This is a genomic window from Anaerofilum hominis, assembly GCF_014287275.1.
GTDB classification, from domain to species: domain Bacteria; phylum Bacillota; class Clostridia; order Oscillospirales; family Ruminococcaceae; genus Pygmaiobacter; species Pygmaiobacter hominis.
On record NZ_JACONZ010000003.1, the window covers coordinates 164,577 to 179,798 of the forward strand.

Consider the following 15,222-nt stretch of genomic DNA (forward strand, 5'->3'; position numbering starts at 1 on the left):
TTTGGCCCGGGACGGCGCGTCCGCCTCATCCGCGGGAGCGGCCTGCCGGCCGGGTCACGGATCTTTCAGCCTTTCAGCAGTTCCGCCAGCGCGCTGCCCACCAGGCGGCCGGAATATTTCGCCTGTTCCAGCGTGTTGGCGTGGCCACCCATCTCGATCAGCAGGCTGCCGGGGGTGAGCTGCTGGTTATAATTGCGGTAATCAAACAGCACAGGGCGGGCCAGGTTGGGATACATCGAAGCCAGCTGGTTCTGCAGGGCGCTGGCAAAGCGCAGGTTCTGCTTGTAGTTGGGCATATTCATGCGGCCGTTGTCCGCGCCGCAGATGATCATGATCTGAGCCGCTTTCTGCCCGCCGATCTCGGCCACCGGCGCAATGCGGGTGCCGTCCTCCCGCTCGATGGCGTCCCGGTGGATGTCCAGTACCACCTTGATGGAGGGGTATTGGGCGAGATACCTCTCCACCGTGGCTTTGCTGCGCTCATAACTGCCGTTATAGGAGGGGTAGTCGTGCTGGGTGGCGTCCTGCAGCGTGACGATGCCGTTTTGGTTGAGCACCGCGGCGATCTCCGCCCCCACCGCCACCATGTTCTGGCTGTTGTCGGTGCTGCGGGCGGAATAGTTCGGGTCGTACCAGAGATCGTCCGTGGTCTGATAACTCTCGGTCGCGTGGGTGTGCATGATGAGCACCTGCGGCTCGCTGCTGCCGGCTTCCAGCTGAAAGCCCATCGGCTGCAACATCTCGGCCAGGACCTCGTCGCGGGGAAGGTCGGTCACGTTTTTGACCAGACCCGCGCCGCAGGGGATATAGATCCTTCCCTCCTGGGCGGTATAGGTGGACTCGACGATGGGCAGAGCCCCCTCCGGGCGGGTGCCCGTCTGCGCGGGCTGTGACTCCGGCCCGGGCGTGGCCGCAGCGCCAAGGGTGGGCAGGCCGGTCCAAAATCCGCCGCCGCCCTGCTCCTTGTCCGGGTCGGTGATGGCCTCCGGGTGCTCGTCCTCCCACGCGCGGCCCATGGCCGCCAGGGCGGTGCGGGGAGAAGTGAGAAAAGTGCCCGCAAAGACCGCCGTGCCCAGGGCCTGCTGCCCGGAGGGCAGAAGTGCGGCCGCGGCAAGCCCGCCTGCGCCGCACAGCAGCAGCGCCAGCAGGAGAAATATGGTGTTTTTCAGACGTCTTTTTCGCATGGCGGCTCCCCGGATGCGGAGAGCGGGCCCTTGAAAAGCCCGCTCTCCCCTGAATCGTGTTTGCTCTATCACTATATGAGGAGCGCTTTTATTCTATGCGTTGCGGCGCTGCGCCGCGGCGTGTCTTTTCGCCCGGCGGACGGTGGGCGGGGCAGAGCGGGACAAGGCAGAGCGGGGCAAGGTAGGACAGGGTAGGACAGGATAGGGTAGGGCAAGCAGGACAAGCAGGGCAGGGCAGGGCAGGGCAGGGCAGGGCAGGGCAGGGCAGGGCAGGGCAGGGCTTCCTGCGCAGCGGCGGTCAAAACTCGTTTTTGCCCCCCTGGTGCGGCGGTTTTTTCCGGGCGCCCTGCGCAGACGGCCTCCCGTCCGCTGCGGCTAAGTATCCCGGCCTGATCCTGCAGCAGCCCGCCTTCACGGCCCGCCCGGCCCTGCCGCGGTTTGGCCCCGAGAAGCCCAGCTCCGCGGCAGTTTGCCCACCGTGGCAGCCCGACCCACGGCGGTTCGACTCCCGGCAGCCCAGACTGCGGCAGTTCGGCCCCGCGGCAGTTCAAGCCTGCGATAGTCCAGCCCATGGCAGCCCAGTCCCGCGACGACCCGATCTATAGCAGTCCGGCCCCGTGATGGTCCGCCCTTTCGGCCGCCAGGCCCCGCGGCGACCCTACCCACGACGGTCTGGCCCCCCATCTACCTGACCCCTGGGCACCGGGCCCCACGGCAGCCCGGTCTTATGGAATTCGGTCTGTGACAGTTTGGCCCTGCGGCAGTCCGCCCCCTCGGTAGCCAGGCCCCACGGCAGTCTGAGCCCGCGACAACTCAGCCTCACGGCAGCTCGCTCCCCTGGCCAAGGCCGGCCCGCGGCGGGATTGACAGCCGCCTTTGGGCGCGGTACAATAACCGCAGATTTAGATGCTTTTCAAAATGAGGTGTGCCGTCATGTCTTTGCCCGCTGCTGGTTCCATCCCCCTGCTGAGCATTGTTTTTTCAGCGCTCAGCGGCTGTGTCGCGGTGCTGCTGCCCCTTGGGCTGCTGCTGTTCTGCCGCATCCGCTATGGCCGCGCCTTTTTGGCCGCGGGCGTGGGGGCGCTCTGCTTTTTTCTGGGGGCCATGGTGCTGGAACGGCTCTGTCATCAGCTGGTCTTTTCTCTTTTCCCCACATTGCCCTATCTGCCGGCGGCATATGCGGCGTATGGCTGTCTTGCCGCGGGCGTCTTTGAGGAAACAGCGCGGCTGGCAGGCCTCGGGCTGCTCTGCCGCCGCCAGCCGGGCTTTGCCACCGGGCTTGCCTGCGGTATCGGGCACGGCGGTTTGGAATCCGCCCTGCTGGTGGGGGTGCCCATGTTCAGCAGTCTGGCCCTGATGCTGCAGATCAACGCCGGCGGCGCCCAGGCCCTGGCGGCCGCGGTGCCCGACGCTCAGAAGCCGCTGGCCGCGGCGCAGATGAATACCCTGGCCGTGTCCCCACCGGTCCTTTACCTTGCCGCCGGGGCGGAACGGGTGATCGCCCTCGCCTCTCAGATCTTGTTCTCGCTTCTGGTGTGGATGGTGGTGACCGGGCGGCTGCGCAGGCGCTTTTTCTTGCTCTCTGTCGCGCTGCACGCTTTGGCGGATGTGGGCGCGGTGCTCTATCAGTTGGGCGTTGTCGCCAACGTGTGGCTGGCCGAGCTTTGGGCGCTGGCCAGCTGCCTGCTGACGGGGGTGCTGGTGGTCTCGCTGCTGCGCCGCACCGGGGCGCTGCCGGCGGCTTCTCCAAAGGCCCCGTCGCCGGAGGATGGAGCGTAAAACAACGCCGTCCCTGCCGCTTTTTGCGCGCCCGCCCAGGAAAATGGACGGACGCGCTGGTCTTGACGGCCCCCGGCACAGAAAAAAACGTCCGGCAGCGCACGCTGTAAGGCGCAGTCTTTTGCCGCCGCTGTGACCCCGGAAAGGGCCTCAAAAGCCGGCAAGGGAGCGGTTTTCTGTCGTTCCGCCCTTGTTCCACAGCGGCAAGCCGCCGCCGTGAAACAAAGGCGGTAAGCGAATATCGCAGAGCGTCAAAAAAGAAGAGTCCGCCTGTTTTGAAACAGGCGGGCTCTTTTTTGGTTTATGCGATCATTCGGCACAGGGCCACGCACTTTGAAAACCACTGGTTCAGATCTGTAGGGAATTTATTCAGCGCTGCATTTGGGGAACGGGTGCAAAATCCCTGCCGCATGGCATCCGCTCGTTTTGGCAAAGGAGAAAGCGCGGCCATCAGGAGAAGTTGTTTTTATTGTGCAGCAATAAAAACGCGGCCCCGCAGGGCCGCGCAGTCGGGCAGCTTTTTGCCGGGCTCACAGAATGGCTTTGACCCCGATGAGGATCAAAATGATCCCGCCGAAGACCTCGGCGCGGTGGCCCAGCATCTCGCCGAAGCGGCTGCCCACCTGCAGCGCCAGCAGGCTGCAGGTGAAAGTGACCAGGGCGATGAGCGGCGCGGCCAGCAGGATATCCGCCCCGCCGGCGCAGAAGCTTACCCCCACCGCAAAAGCGTCGATGCTGGTGGCGACCGCCTGTACCAGCAGCACCTGAAAGGTCAGCTCCTTGCCCGCGCAGTCGCCGGCTGCGCCGCCGCAGTGCACGCCCTCGCGGATCATCCCCACGCCGATCACCCCCAGGATGGCCAGCGTCACGATGCCCGCATACCGGCTGATGAGAGAGGCGAAAAGGCTGCCTGCAAAGAAACCCAGCACCGGCATCAGGCCCTGAAACAGGCCGAAAGCCGCCGGGATGGCCAGACGGCGCGGGCGCGACAGACAGGGATAGGCCAGGGCGTTGGAAATGGAGACGGCCACCGCGTCCATCGAGAGGCCGAGGCCGATCAGCAGAATATCCCACAAACTCATCTTGATCTCTCCTGTTTTTTCGGTGTGGTGCGGCCAGAAAAAAGACGGCCTGCACAGCGCGGCAAAAACCCCATTAAAAAAGACCTATGTATAGCCGGTGAAAGCTATACATAAGTCTCGTTTTAAACACAAGCCAGGCAGGGGCCCTGCCAGAATGTTGACTTGGGAACGCAGTGTACTGCGCAAACTACTCCCCTATGTGCAAAAATATTTATGTCTTATTTTCTCACAATTTGCCGATTTGTCAAGAGCGCTGCTGCAAAAAAGAGCTTCCTGCCCGCACCGGCAGCAAAGGGACCGGCGTGCCGGGGGGGGCGGGGGATTTTTTCAGCCCTGCCGACGGGTGCGGCGGGGGCGCGAGTGCAGCAGGTTCTCCGTCTTTTTGCGCCGCGGCGGGGCGGCCGCCGGGGCCGGGGCGCTCCAGTCCTGGGGCAGGGTGCGGATCTGCTGGATCTCCGCGGGCACGCGGCGCGGCTTTTCGCGGAAAACGGCTCCCCCGGACGCCGGGACCGCGTCCGCAACTGCGGCGCCGCCCTTGCCGCCGCGCCTGCGGCGCTTGCCCGCACCGCTTATCTCTCCGCCGTGCGGCTGCGCGGCCGCCTGCGGGGCGGGCCGCTCTTCGCTGCGGCCGCTCTTCGCTGCAGCCGGGCGGGGATCCCGCCCGCCGCGCGGCTGGCCCTGCTGCTGCCCGCGCCCGGGGCGGGGCGGCCGCTCGGTTTTGGGCTCCGCCTCAAAGACCTGCATGGGATAGGGGTGCTCCGTCACCTCGGGCACGCTTTTTTTGATCAGCTTTTCGATGTCTTTCAGATAGGGCAGCTCGTCGAACATGCAAAAGCTGACCGCAAGCCCCTCGTGACCGGCGCGTCCCGTGCGGCCGATGCGGTGCACGTAGGTCTCTGGCACGTTGGGCAGATCATAGTTGACCACGCAGGACAGCTCGTTGATGTCGATGCCCCGCGCCGCGATATCGGTGGCCACCAGCACGCGGATCTTGCCGGTCTTAAAGCTCTCCAGCGCGTTTTGGCGGGCATTCTGGCTTTTGTTGCCGTGGATCGCCATCGCGCCCACGCCCGCGCGCCCCAGGTCCTTGGCCACCCGGTCGGCGCCGTGCTTGGTGCGGGTGAAAACCAGCACCGAGTCGAGGGCGGGGTCTTTCAGCAGTTCCACCAGCAGATGGCGCTTGTTGGCCTTGTCCACCTTGTACACGCGCTGCTCGATGGCGTCCACCGTGGAGGAGACGGGGGTCACGGCCACCTTGACCGGCTCGGTCAGGATCTGCCGCGCCAGCTCTTCGATCTCAGCGGGCATGGTGGCCGAGAAGAGCAGCGTCTGCCGCTGTGATTTGTCGGGCAGCTGGCGCAGCACCTTGCGCACGTCATGGATGAAGCCCATATCCAGCATCCGGTCAGCCTCGTCCAGCACAAAATATTCCACCCGCGACAGGTCGATATAGCCCTGCCCGATCAGGTCGTTGAGGCGGCCGGGGGTGGCGACCAGAATATCCACGCCGCTTTTCAAAGCGGCCACCTGGGGATTTTGCCCCACGCCGCCGAAGATGACGGTGTTTTTCATGGGCAGGTACTTGCCGTAGGCATCAAAGCTTTCCTTGATCTGCAGCGCCAGCTCGCGGGTGGGGGTGAGCACCAGCGCGCGGATGGGCCGCGCCGCCCCCTTTGCCGCCCTGGGCGCGGGCCCGGTCTGCATGCGCTGCAAAATGGGCACCGCGAAAGCCGCGGTCTTGCCGGTGCCGGTCTGGGCGCAGCCGATGAGGTCGCGCCCCTCCAGCACCGGCGGGATGGCCCGCTGCTGGATGGGGGATGGGGTGACATAGTCGAGCTCGCTCACGGCGCGCAGCAGCGCGGGGGTGAGCCCCAGTTCTTTAAAAGTCATGTAGTCGTTCCTTTTCTCAAAGCAGATGGTGATCTGCGGCGCGCCGCAGAGTCTAACTTTATCAGTATACACGGTTTTGGGCCTGCCGTCCAATAAAACAGGGCGAAAAATGAACAAATTCTGAATTGTGAGGCAAATGGGTGTTTTTTGGCGGCCTTTGCTTTAAAACTTTTTGGGGCTATGGTAAAATAAAATCGTCAAAAAAAAGAATGGGCCGGCGCGTTTTTCCGGCCTTTGTTTTCCAGCGGCGGCCCTGGGGGCAGGCCGCTGGTGCGCACGGATATTTGCGGGGGCATCCCGCTGCGGATAGAGACCGGGACAGGTGCAAAAGCGCGGGCCCTTTGGGCGTGCGCGGTGTCGCTTTGCCCAAAAAAGGAGAGCGCAGCTTTTGATCCAATTTGAAAATGTATCCAAGTCGGTGGGCGGCACCGCCGTGCTGACCGGCGTCAGCTTTGAGGTGCCCACCGGCGAGCTGGTGGTGCTGGCGGGGCCCTCCGGCTGCGGCAAGACCACGACCCTGAAGATGATCAACCGGCTCATCGCGCCCACCTCCGGCAGGGTGCTGATCGACGGCGAGGACGTGGCGCGCCAGCAGGTGCTGGCGCTGCGCCGGGGCATGGGCTATGTCACCCAGCACACCGGCCTGTTCGAGCATCTCACCGTGCGCCAGAACCTGGCGGTGGTGCTGGAGCTGGAACATTGGGAGGAAGCTGCCGCCGCCCGCCGCATCGGGGAGCTGGCGGAGCTGTTCAGCCTGCCCGGGGGCGATTTTCTCGACTGTTATCCCTATCAGCTGACCAACCTGCAAAAACAGCGGGTCTGCATTGCCCGCGCCTTTGCGGCGGACCCCGACGTGCTGCTGATGGACGATCCCTTTGCCAGCCTGGAGCCCGGCGAGCGCAGCCAGATGCAGGATGAGTTCGTCACCCTGCAGGCGCTGCTGCGCAAGACGGTGGTGTTTATCACCAGCCAGATGGAGGAGGCGGTGAAGATCGCCGACCGGCTGTGTATCATGTACCGGGGCGCGGTGCTGCAGTACGACAAGCCGGAGGAGATCCTCAAGCACCCGCGCGAGGGCTTTGTGCGGGAGTTTGTGGGGCGCAACCGCATTTTTTCCGCGCCGGAGGAGATCCGCGCCGCGGATATCATGCTCACCCGGCCGGTCACCACCCACCCGGAGGTGCCGATGCTCAAGGGGATGGAAAAGATGCGCCTTGCAAAGGTCGACTCGCTGCTGGTGACCGACGAGGAGGGCTATTTTCTGGGTATCGTGCGCGCCGAGCACGTGCACCGCTGCGACAATAAAGAAGAGGCGATCAAAAGCGTGATGCGGGAGGCGCGGGTCACGGCGGCGCCCGGGGACACGGTGCCCGAGCTGCTGGCCAAGATCCGCCGCTGCCGGGTCAACGCCATCCCGGTGGTGCAGGACGACAAGCTGGTGGGCCTGATCACCAACTCCAGCATCGTCACCACCCTCAGCCAGCAATCGATCGACCTGGAGGAGGTGGAGGGGCTGTGAGCGCGATGGAGATCCTTGTGCAGGCGCATTTCTGGCAGGCGCTGGGCGGCCAGCTGCTGCTCTCGGCCCTCACCTTTGTGTTCGCGGTGCTGCTGGGCCTGCCCGTGGGGCTGCTGGCTTACCGCTACCACGCCCTTACCCCGCCGCTGATCGGTCTGGTCAATTTGCTGCAGACTCTGCCGGCCTTTGCCGTGTTCGGCCTTTTTGTGGTGGTGGGCCGTCTGGGGACGGTCACCACGCTGCTGCTGGCGCTGCTTTACACGGTGCTGCCGGTCATCTTCGGCACAGAGAAAGGGTTCCGGCGCATCGGGCGGCCGCCCATCGACGCGGCGCGGGGCATGGGCATGGACCGCTGGCAGACCTTTTGCCGGATCCTGCTGCCCCTGGCGAGCCCCCAGGTCATGGTGGGCCTGCGCAAGGCGGCGGTCACCGCGGTGGGTATGGTCACGCTGGCGACCCTGCGCGGCGGCGGCCTGGGCGTGCTGATCCTGGACGGCATCCAGCAGGGCAGCGGCCTGCTGGTGGTGGCGGGGGCGGCGCCCGCCATTTTGATGGCGCTGCTGGCGGACGCCGGCATGGCGCTGCTGCACCGGCGCCTGGTGCCCGCGCCCCTGCGCCGCAAAGAGCGCCGCGCCCTTTATATCTCAAAATGAGCGCCCGGGTGCAGGGCGCATAAACCGGCCCGTGCGGGGGAAAAGCTAACTGCAGCGGGACGGCGGCGGAAATCTGGCCGCAGGGCGGTCAAAGTCCTTGTAAAAGCGCCCCGCCCATATTATAATGAAAAAAACCGGAAGGGATGGTGACCGGAGATGAAAAGCCTCGGCAAATTTGTCACCGGCGCTGCGCTGCTCAAGGGCGCGCAGATGCTGCCGGCAGCGGCCGGCGCCGTCGCCGTTTTTGGAAAGACGATGGAAAGAAAGTTCAAAAAAGCTCAGCAAAAAAAGAAAGGGGAGATCACGATGAAAAAATCCACCCTGGTAGCGCTGCTCGTCTTCCTGTCCGCTGTTGCAGGCGCGCTCGCGGCAGCCTACTTTTATCTCGTCAAGCGGGAAAAGGAGCTGGACGAGTACGAACAGATGCTGTTCAGCGAGGACTATGACGAGGATGGCTGCGCCGGCTGTGAGGCCGGGGCGGCCCCGGAACAGGACGCCGCAGAGGAATAAGAAAAAACCGGGCCGGGGGCAGTCAGCGCCCCCGGCCTTTGGTCTGCCCCGCGCCGCCTGTGCGCCGCAGAACAGCAGAACAGCAGAGCAGCAGAAAAATGACAGGAGGGACCGCTTTGCCCGAGACCGTATTTCATCCCCTTGCCCCTCTTTGGGACGCGAACAGCCGCGTGCTCATCCTGGGCACCATGCCCTCGCCCGCCTCCCGGTCGGCGGCGTTTTACTACGCCCATCCGCAGAACCGGTTTTGGCCGGCCCTGTGTGCCGTTTTGGGCGAGCAGGACCCCAAAACGGCGCAGGGGCGCAGAGAGATCGCCCTGCGCCGTGGCGTGGCGCTGTGGGACGTGCTGGCCGGCTGTGAGATCACCGGCGCCAGCGACGCCAGCATCCGCGCGGCCCGGGCCAACGATCTGGCCCCGATCCTAGACGGCGCGCCGGTCGCCGCCGTTTTCACCACCGGCAAAAAGGCCGCACAGCTCTATCAGAGGCTGATCGAACCCCGGACCCGCCGCCCGGCGGCGGTGCTGCCCAGCCCCAGCCCCGCCAACTGCGCGGTCCGCTTTGAGGCGTTGGTGGAAGCGTACCGGCAGATCCTGCCGTTTTTGCGGTGACCGGGGGCCTGCCCGCCGCGGGCTGCCGTCCTGCGGGCCGGGAAAGCGCCGCTTGCTATTTCTCACAAAATAGGGTTTAATAGAACTGAAAAAGCAAATCCGTGACCGCGCGGCGGGCGCGGCGGAAAGGGGACCGCGGCGATGGGGCAGGGAAAAGGGAGACGGCTGGGCCGGGTGGACCTACAGGTGTCGATGCTGGCCGCCGCCCTGGTCGCCGTGTCCGTCCTTTGCATGTACTTTTACCAGTATACGCTGGCGCACGGGGACATGCTGCGCTCGCTGGAAAACAAGGTGCAGGGCATCTATGAGTATGTGGAATCCGTCACCGAAGAGGAGGACTTCACCGCGATCAACACGCGGGAGGACGAGGCGGGCGCCCAGTACCGGGGGCTGAAAGCCGAGCTGGAACGGGTGCGCCGGATCGCGGGGGTGCGCTACCTGTACACTGCCAAGCAGGCGCAGGACGGCAGCTTTGTCTATCTTGTGGACGGGCTGGACGACCAGGCGGAGGATTTTCGTCACGCGGGCGACCCCATCGAGGTGGAGATCCACCCCCAGATGCGCCGGGCGCTGGCGGGGGAAACGCTGCTGCCCGACGATATTCTGGCGACCTCCTGGGGGGATGTGTTCGTCAGCTATTACCCCATCCATGCCGGGGACGGCCGGGTGGTGGGGGTGCTGGGGGTGGAGATCGACGCCTCGCACCAGTACGACACCTACCGCCTGATGCGGATGGGCTCGCTGCTCATCGGCATTTTGCTGCTGGCAGCCTCGGTACTGGTGGCGGTGCTTCTGTTCCGCCGCATCTCAAACCCCAGCTACCGGGACCTTGCCAACACCGATTATCTCACCGGCTGCAAAAACCGCAACGCCTTTGAGGTCGACCTGGGCAATCTGCACAGCGCGCGGCGGCAGGAGAAGGCCCTGCTGGCCTCCATCGACCTCAACGGGCTGAAAAAGATCAACGACACGGTGGGCCATGCGGGCGGCGACGAGCTGATCCGCAGGGCGGCGGACCTGCTGCGGCGGGCGCTTCTCCCCGGCATGGTGCTTTACCGGGTGGGCGGCGACGAGTTCGCCATCCTGGCACAGGCGCCGCAGGAGGACGCGGAGCTGCAGCTGCGTGGCAGTCTGCAGGCCGCGCTGGCCGCCCGGGGCGGCGGGGTGTCGCTGTCGATGGGCACGGCGCGGTTCGACCCGGCAAAGGACAAGGACCTGCTGGACACCTACCGGCGTGCCGATCTGGAGATGTACGGCCAGAAACGCCGCTTTTACGGCGGCGGCCCGGCCTGAAACGGCGCGGATGGGAAGACACGGATAAGCGGACAGGGGCGCCGGCGGGCCGGCGCCCCTGTTTTCTTGACGCTGGCGGCGCGCCAAAGTATAATGGAACGAAATGGCCCCGCAGGCCCGGCCTGCGGGGGAGAAGAGGAAAGGAAGCGAAAAGAGAGGATGAAAACGCGAGCCTTGAAAGCCGCGCTGCCGCACTGCCTGCCGGTCTGCGCGGGTTTTTTGTTCATCGGCATGTCCTACGGCGTGTACATGTCCAGCCTGGGGTTTTCGTTCGTGTGGCCCATGGTGATGAGCGTGGCCATCTTTGCGGGGTCGATGGAGTTTCTCACCGCCAACCTGCTGGTGCTGAATTTTGACCCGCTGAACGCGCTGCTGCTGGCGCTCACCGTCAATGCCCGGCATCTGTTTTACGGCATCTCCATGCTGGACAAATACCGCGCCGCAGGCAAAAAGAAATGGTACCTGATCTATGGCATGTGCGACGAGAGCTTTGCCATCAACGCCTCGGCAGAGCCGCCGCAGGGGGTGGACCGGGGGTGGTTCATGTTTTTTGTCACCCTGATCAACCAGTGCGCCTGGGTGGGCGGGGCAACGCTGGGCGGCCTGGTGGGCGGGCTGATCCCCTTTGACACCACCGGCATCGACTTTGTGCTCACCGCTCTTTTTGTGGTCATCTTTCTGGGCCAATGGCAGGGGACGAAACAGCATCTGCCCGCCCTTGCCGGGGTGCTCTGCTCGGTGCTGGCGCTGCTGCTTTTTGGGGCGGACCGCTTTATCCTGCCGGCCATGATCCTGATCCTGCTGGCGCTGACCGCGCTGCGCGGAAAGCTGGAAAAAAAGGAGGAGAGCGCGCTGTGACGATGACGTTTCCCCAGGCGGTGATCACCATTGCCCTGGTGATGCTGGGCACCCTGCTCACCCGCTTTTTGCCGTTTCTGCTCTTTCCCGCCAGCCGCCCGACCCCGGCCTATGTCCGCTATCTGGGACAGGTGCTGCCCTATGCGGTCACCGGCCTGCTGGTGGTCTATTGCCTGCGCAGCGTCTCGGTGCTGCGCGCCCCTTTCGGCCTGCCCGAGCTGGCCGCCCTTGCGGTGATCGCGGCGGCCCATCTGTGGAAAAAGAACACCCTGCTCTCCCTGCTGGCGGGCACGGCGACTTATATGATAATGGTGCAGGTGGTGTTCTGAACAGGGGCTCCGCCGGCAGAAAAAAGACGGTCTCCCGCACGGGGGGCCCAGAAGGGGAGAGACCGTGATCAAAAACCTGAAATGGACCCGGTACCTTTGGCTCAGCCTGCTCTGTTTTTCGTTTTTTCTGCTGGAGCTGGCCGCGATCTTCGGCATTGAAAAGCTGTTTTTGGGGGTGGACGTGTGGGCCTATACCCCGGCGCAGCGCGCGCAGCACAGCCTGATCACCGCCGCCCTGTGGGCGGCGGCCATCGCGGTCCTGCTGCTTGTCAGCTGCAGGCGGTACGGCCTGCCCGCGGAGCGGGAAGCGGGGCGGAAAAGCTCCGCCCGGGACTGGGCGGCGGCCCTGCTCTGCCTGGCGGGCTGCAAGGTGATGACCTGGATCGACTGGCATACGCTGAAGGTGATCGGGGAGGCGCGCGGAAAAACGGCTTACGAGTTCTGCGCCCAATACCTGTATTATCTGCTGGAGGTGGCGCTGGTCTGCCTGATCCTTTTCTACGGGCAGAAAGCCTTTGAGGTGAAGCTGGGGCGGGAGAGCGGGTTCCCGTTTGGCGGCCTGGTGCTGGCGGCCAGCTGGGGCGCGTTTCATTTCATTTCCCGGGGCGTGGGGCTGGAGATCTGGAACGGCGTCTCCTGCATGATCTTTTCACTTCTTGCCGGGGTCATCTATCTCAAGATGGGAAAGCGGTTTTTCCCGGCCTATCTCCTGATCGCCGTCGGGTATCTGCTGTAAAAAAAGAGGGCTTCAGCTGCGGCTGAAGCCCTTTTGCACTGTGTCCCGCGCGGCGTGCCGGGGTCAGGCCGTCCCGGCGGGGGGCTCTTGCGCACCGCGCTCCTGGCAGCGGTATGCGCCCGCCAGGGCGAGATAGTGAAGCGCGTTTTCCCGGTTGTGGGCGATCTCCTCCGCGGTCAGCGGGCGCACCGGCCTGGCGGGGCTGCCGTAGGCGAGATAGCCGTCGGGGACAGCCGTGTCCCCGGTCACCAGCGCCCCCGCGCCGATCAGGCAGTTTTCCCCCACCCTGCAGCCGCTCAGCAGGATGGCGCCCATCCCCACCACGGTGTTGGCGCCCACCGTGCAGCCGTGCAAAATGGCCCCGTGCCCCACCGAGACCCCGGCCCCGACCCGTAGCGGATGGCCGGCGTCCACGTGCAGGATACAGCCGTCCTGAATGTTGCAGGAGGGGCCGATGGCGATGGGCGCGGCGTCGGCGCGCACAACGGCGTTGTACCAGACGCTGGTCCCGTCCCCCAGCTGCACCTCGCCCGTCACCACGGCGCCCCGGGCAAGGAAAACGTCCTCTCCAAAAGCAGGTCCTCTCATTAGCGCTTCCTCTCTTTCACCGCATTTTTCTTTTATGGTACTATTGTACCCGCGCGCCCGCGTTTTGCAAAGGGATCGCGGTTGAAAAGGCGGGCCGCCTCTGGTAAAATGGAAACCACCGCGAAGCTGCGCGGCGGAAAGGAGAGGGTGATTTTGCAGGAGCTGGAAGAGATCCTCCGGGCCCACGCGGCCCGTTATCCGGCGATGGAAGCTGCGGATTATGTAAAGCTCATCTATCAAAACGAGTTCGGCGGCTGCCCCGCGGCGGCGCGGGACGGCGAAAAGGAACGCGCTGTCCCGCCCGCGGGCGGCCCCCTTTGCGAGCCCATCGGCGGCGGTCTGTGCCGGGTGCACCTGGCGGCGCTGCCGCAGGGCGCGGGCCCGGCCCTGGACCGGCTGGCTTTGGCCACGGCGCGGGAAGCTGCGGGCAGCCGCGAGCGCTTTTTGCAAAAACTGGAGCTGCTGCGCGGCCTGTGCGCCGCCGGACAGCTGCCGCTGGACAGCGCCGCGCTGGAAGCGTTTCTCGCGCAGGGGGGCGCCGCCGGGCCGTGCCCGCCCCACAGCGGCGCGTACCAGGCCGCTTACGCCCCCGGTTACCGGGTGCTGCGGCAGAGCTATGCGGACATGCTGCCCGCGTTTTTGGAGGCGGAACGGGTGGCTGCCCGCGGCGGTGTGCTGGCGCTGGACGGCCGCTGCGCCAGCGGCAAAAGCACGCTGGCAGAGCTGATCGGCAGGGTGTACGGCTGCCCGGTGTTCCATCTGGACGATTATTTTTTACCGCCTGAGCTGCGCACGCCGGAAAGGTTTGCACAGCCGGGGGGCAATGTCCACTACGAGCGCTTTGAGCAGGAGATCCTGCGCCCCTTTACCGGGGGCGGGGAGGTGGTTTTCCGCGCTTTTGACTGCCACGCGATGGCCATGAGACCGCCGGTCACGGTGCCCACCGCGCCGTTTGCGGTGGCGGAGGGCTGCTATGCCCTGCACCCGTCGCTGCGCGGCTATTACGCGGGGGCGGTCTTTTTGACCCACACCCCTGAAAAGCAGCGTCAGCGTCTGATGGCGCGCAGCCCCAAGATGCTGGAACGGTTTGAAAAGGAGTGGATCCCGCTGGAGGAGCGGTATTTTTCCGCCTGCGGCGTGGAGCAGTTCTGCGGCGTGACGGTGGACACCACCGACCTGTTCTGAGCTTTGCGCCCGGGAGGGCGGAGGCCCTGCGCAGGGCGGGCCCGCCCGGTGGAGGAACACAGAAAAAAGCGGCCCTCCGAGCGGCGGGAAAGGCGCTGCGGGCCCGGGGCTCCTGCCTTTTGCCCTGCCGCGCGGCGGCCCCGGACAAAAAACGATAAAACGATCCCCCGCGGCTTTTCCGCCGCGGGGGATCGCCTGTTTTCAGGCGGTGACGTCGCTTTTGATGTGGAAAAAGGGGTAGGTGCTGTACATGATCAAAAAAGTGCCGCAGGCCAAATATTGAAAAAAGAAGAGCGGTTCTGCAGGGACGCTTTCTTTGTAGGAAAAAAAGGCAAGAGAGTTCAGATGAATAAAAAAGGGAAAGAGCAGCTGTACAAAAATGCAGCCCGTGACGATCAGGGCTTTTAGGAGGACCGAGCGGCACAAAAGGTGAGACAGGATGACAGCTGCCAGAAAGATCAGGAAAAACACCAGGTAGATCTGGAGGGCTTTTCTATAAGCTGCCGCGGCTTGATGGGACAGAAGAGGATAGCCCCTAAAGAGCTGATAACTTTTGATACAAGAATAAAGCCCGCCTGAAAATAAAAGCAGGTCGACCAGCAGCATGAACTTTTTTAATTTGGTGGAAATAGAAAATACGAGCCAGGAGAAATAGAAGATGACAATGGATACCCCGATCGAAGCATACATCTTGATCCCTCCGCTCAAATTCAAATAAAATGACGGATAAAAGAAAAAACCTGTGAGGGCGGCTTGACTGCATTTATTATAAAGCTTTTTGGCAGGGGATAAAATCGACGATTTTTATAAATTTTTTATTGAAATTATTCTCAGTACTGTAAAAGCAGGATCTTGCAGCACGGATCGCCGGGGAAGCACAAGAACGGGCGTTTTTCCGCTTTTGAGAAAGGGGAAACGCAAAACAGCGGAAAAGCAACCCAGGGTTGCGGCGATTGGTCGTGTTTGGGGATAGAAAACAGCGCCGGGCCGGGGTATCCTGAAACC

General features: G+C 64.1%; 15 protein-coding genes. 10 read left to right on the forward strand and 5 right to left on the reverse strand.

Annotation, left to right across the window (positions count from 1 at the left end):
- Positions 1-65 precede the first annotated feature (65 nt).
- A complete protein-coding gene (spoIIP, locus tag H8S23_RS09290; protein ID WP_243165969.1) occupies positions 66-1,184 on the reverse strand; it encodes a stage II sporulation protein P in 1,119 nt (372 codons plus the stop codon).
- A 933-nt stretch (positions 1,185-2,117) separates the two neighbouring features.
- Here spoIIP and H8S23_RS09295 point away from each other — a divergent pair.
- Positions 2,118-2,963 carry a YhfC family intramembrane metalloprotease gene (locus H8S23_RS09295; RefSeq protein WP_186888067.1) on the forward strand — a complete coding sequence of 282 codons (846 nt, stop codon included), beginning with the start codon at positions 2,118-2,120 and terminating at the stop codon, positions 2,961-2,963.
- A gap of 530 nt (positions 2,964-3,493) precedes the next feature.
- On the opposite strand, the gene H8S23_RS09300 is transcribed toward H8S23_RS09295, so the two are convergent.
- Together H8S23_RS09300 and H8S23_RS09305 are read right to left on the reverse strand one after the other, a co-directional pair.
- Complete coding sequence (locus H8S23_RS09300; protein ID WP_186888068.1) at positions 3,494-4,045, reverse strand: manganese efflux pump MntP; 552 nt, start codon at positions 4,043-4,045, stop codon at positions 3,494-3,496.
- Between the two features lie 327 nt (positions 4,046-4,372).
- Positions 4,373-6,007: a DEAD/DEAH box helicase gene (locus tag H8S23_RS09305; RefSeq protein WP_423717595.1), complete on the reverse strand. Its 1,635-nt coding sequence runs from the start codon at positions 6,005-6,007 to the stop codon at positions 4,373-4,375.
- A 316-nt stretch (positions 6,008-6,323) separates the two neighbouring features.
- Between H8S23_RS09305 and H8S23_RS09310 the strand changes: the two genes are divergently transcribed.
- From H8S23_RS09310 to H8S23_RS09345, 8 genes are all read left to right on the forward strand, one after another.
- Positions 6,324-7,454 (forward strand): ABC transporter ATP-binding protein, encoded by a 1,131-nt coding sequence (locus tag H8S23_RS09310; protein ID WP_186888069.1) that lies wholly within the window; start codon positions 6,324-6,326, stop codon positions 7,452-7,454.
- A 5-nt stretch (positions 7,455-7,459) separates the two neighbouring features.
- Positions 7,460-8,107 (forward strand): ABC transporter permease, encoded by a 648-nt coding sequence (locus tag H8S23_RS09315; protein ID WP_243165984.1) that lies wholly within the window; start codon positions 7,460-7,462, stop codon positions 8,105-8,107.
- 156 nt (positions 8,108-8,263) lie between these two features.
- On the forward strand, positions 8,264-8,617 hold the full coding sequence (locus tag H8S23_RS09320; protein ID WP_186888071.1) for a hypothetical protein: 354 nt from the start codon (positions 8,264-8,266) through the stop codon (positions 8,615-8,617).
- A gap of 116 nt (positions 8,618-8,733) precedes the next feature.
- A complete protein-coding gene (locus tag H8S23_RS09325; protein ID WP_243165970.1) occupies positions 8,734-9,228 on the forward strand; it encodes a DNA-deoxyinosine glycosylase in 495 nt (164 codons plus the stop codon).
- Between the two features lie 141 nt (positions 9,229-9,369).
- A complete protein-coding gene (locus H8S23_RS09330) occupies positions 9,370-10,521 on the forward strand; it encodes a GGDEF domain-containing protein (RefSeq protein WP_186888073.1) in 1,152 nt (383 codons plus the stop codon).
- Between the two features lie 159 nt (positions 10,522-10,680).
- Positions 10,681-11,379, forward strand: a complete 699-nt coding sequence (locus tag H8S23_RS09335; protein WP_186888074.1) for an AzlC family ABC transporter permease — start codon at positions 10,681-10,683, stop codon at positions 11,377-11,379.
- A gap of 2 nt (positions 11,380-11,381) precedes the next feature.
- A complete protein-coding gene (locus H8S23_RS09340; RefSeq protein ID WP_207721147.1) occupies positions 11,382-11,708 on the forward strand; it encodes a branched-chain amino acid transporter permease in 327 nt (108 codons plus the stop codon).
- Positions 11,709-11,772: 64 nt separating this feature from the next.
- Entirely contained in the window at positions 11,773-12,444 is a 672-nt protein-coding gene (locus H8S23_RS09345; RefSeq protein ID WP_186888076.1) for a hypothetical protein, read from the forward strand.
- Between the two features lie 63 nt (positions 12,445-12,507).
- Here the strand turns inward: H8S23_RS09345 and H8S23_RS09350 are convergent, their stop codons facing one another.
- A complete protein-coding gene (locus H8S23_RS09350) occupies positions 12,508-13,032 on the reverse strand; it encodes a gamma carbonic anhydrase family protein (protein ID WP_186888077.1) in 525 nt (174 codons plus the stop codon).
- A gap of 153 nt (positions 13,033-13,185) precedes the next feature.
- On the opposite strand from H8S23_RS09350, the gene H8S23_RS09355 reads away from it, so the two are divergent.
- Positions 13,186-14,217, forward strand: a complete 1,032-nt coding sequence (locus H8S23_RS09355; protein ID WP_186888078.1) for a nucleoside/nucleotide kinase family protein — start codon at positions 13,186-13,188, stop codon at positions 14,215-14,217.
- A gap of 201 nt (positions 14,218-14,418) precedes the next feature.
- Here H8S23_RS09355 and H8S23_RS09360 read toward each other — a convergent pair whose 3' ends face one another.
- Positions 14,419-14,907 carry a hypothetical protein gene (locus tag H8S23_RS09360; protein WP_186888079.1) on the reverse strand — a complete coding sequence of 163 codons (489 nt, stop codon included), beginning with the start codon at positions 14,905-14,907 and terminating at the stop codon, positions 14,419-14,421.
- Positions 14,908-15,222: the final 315 nt, after the last annotated feature.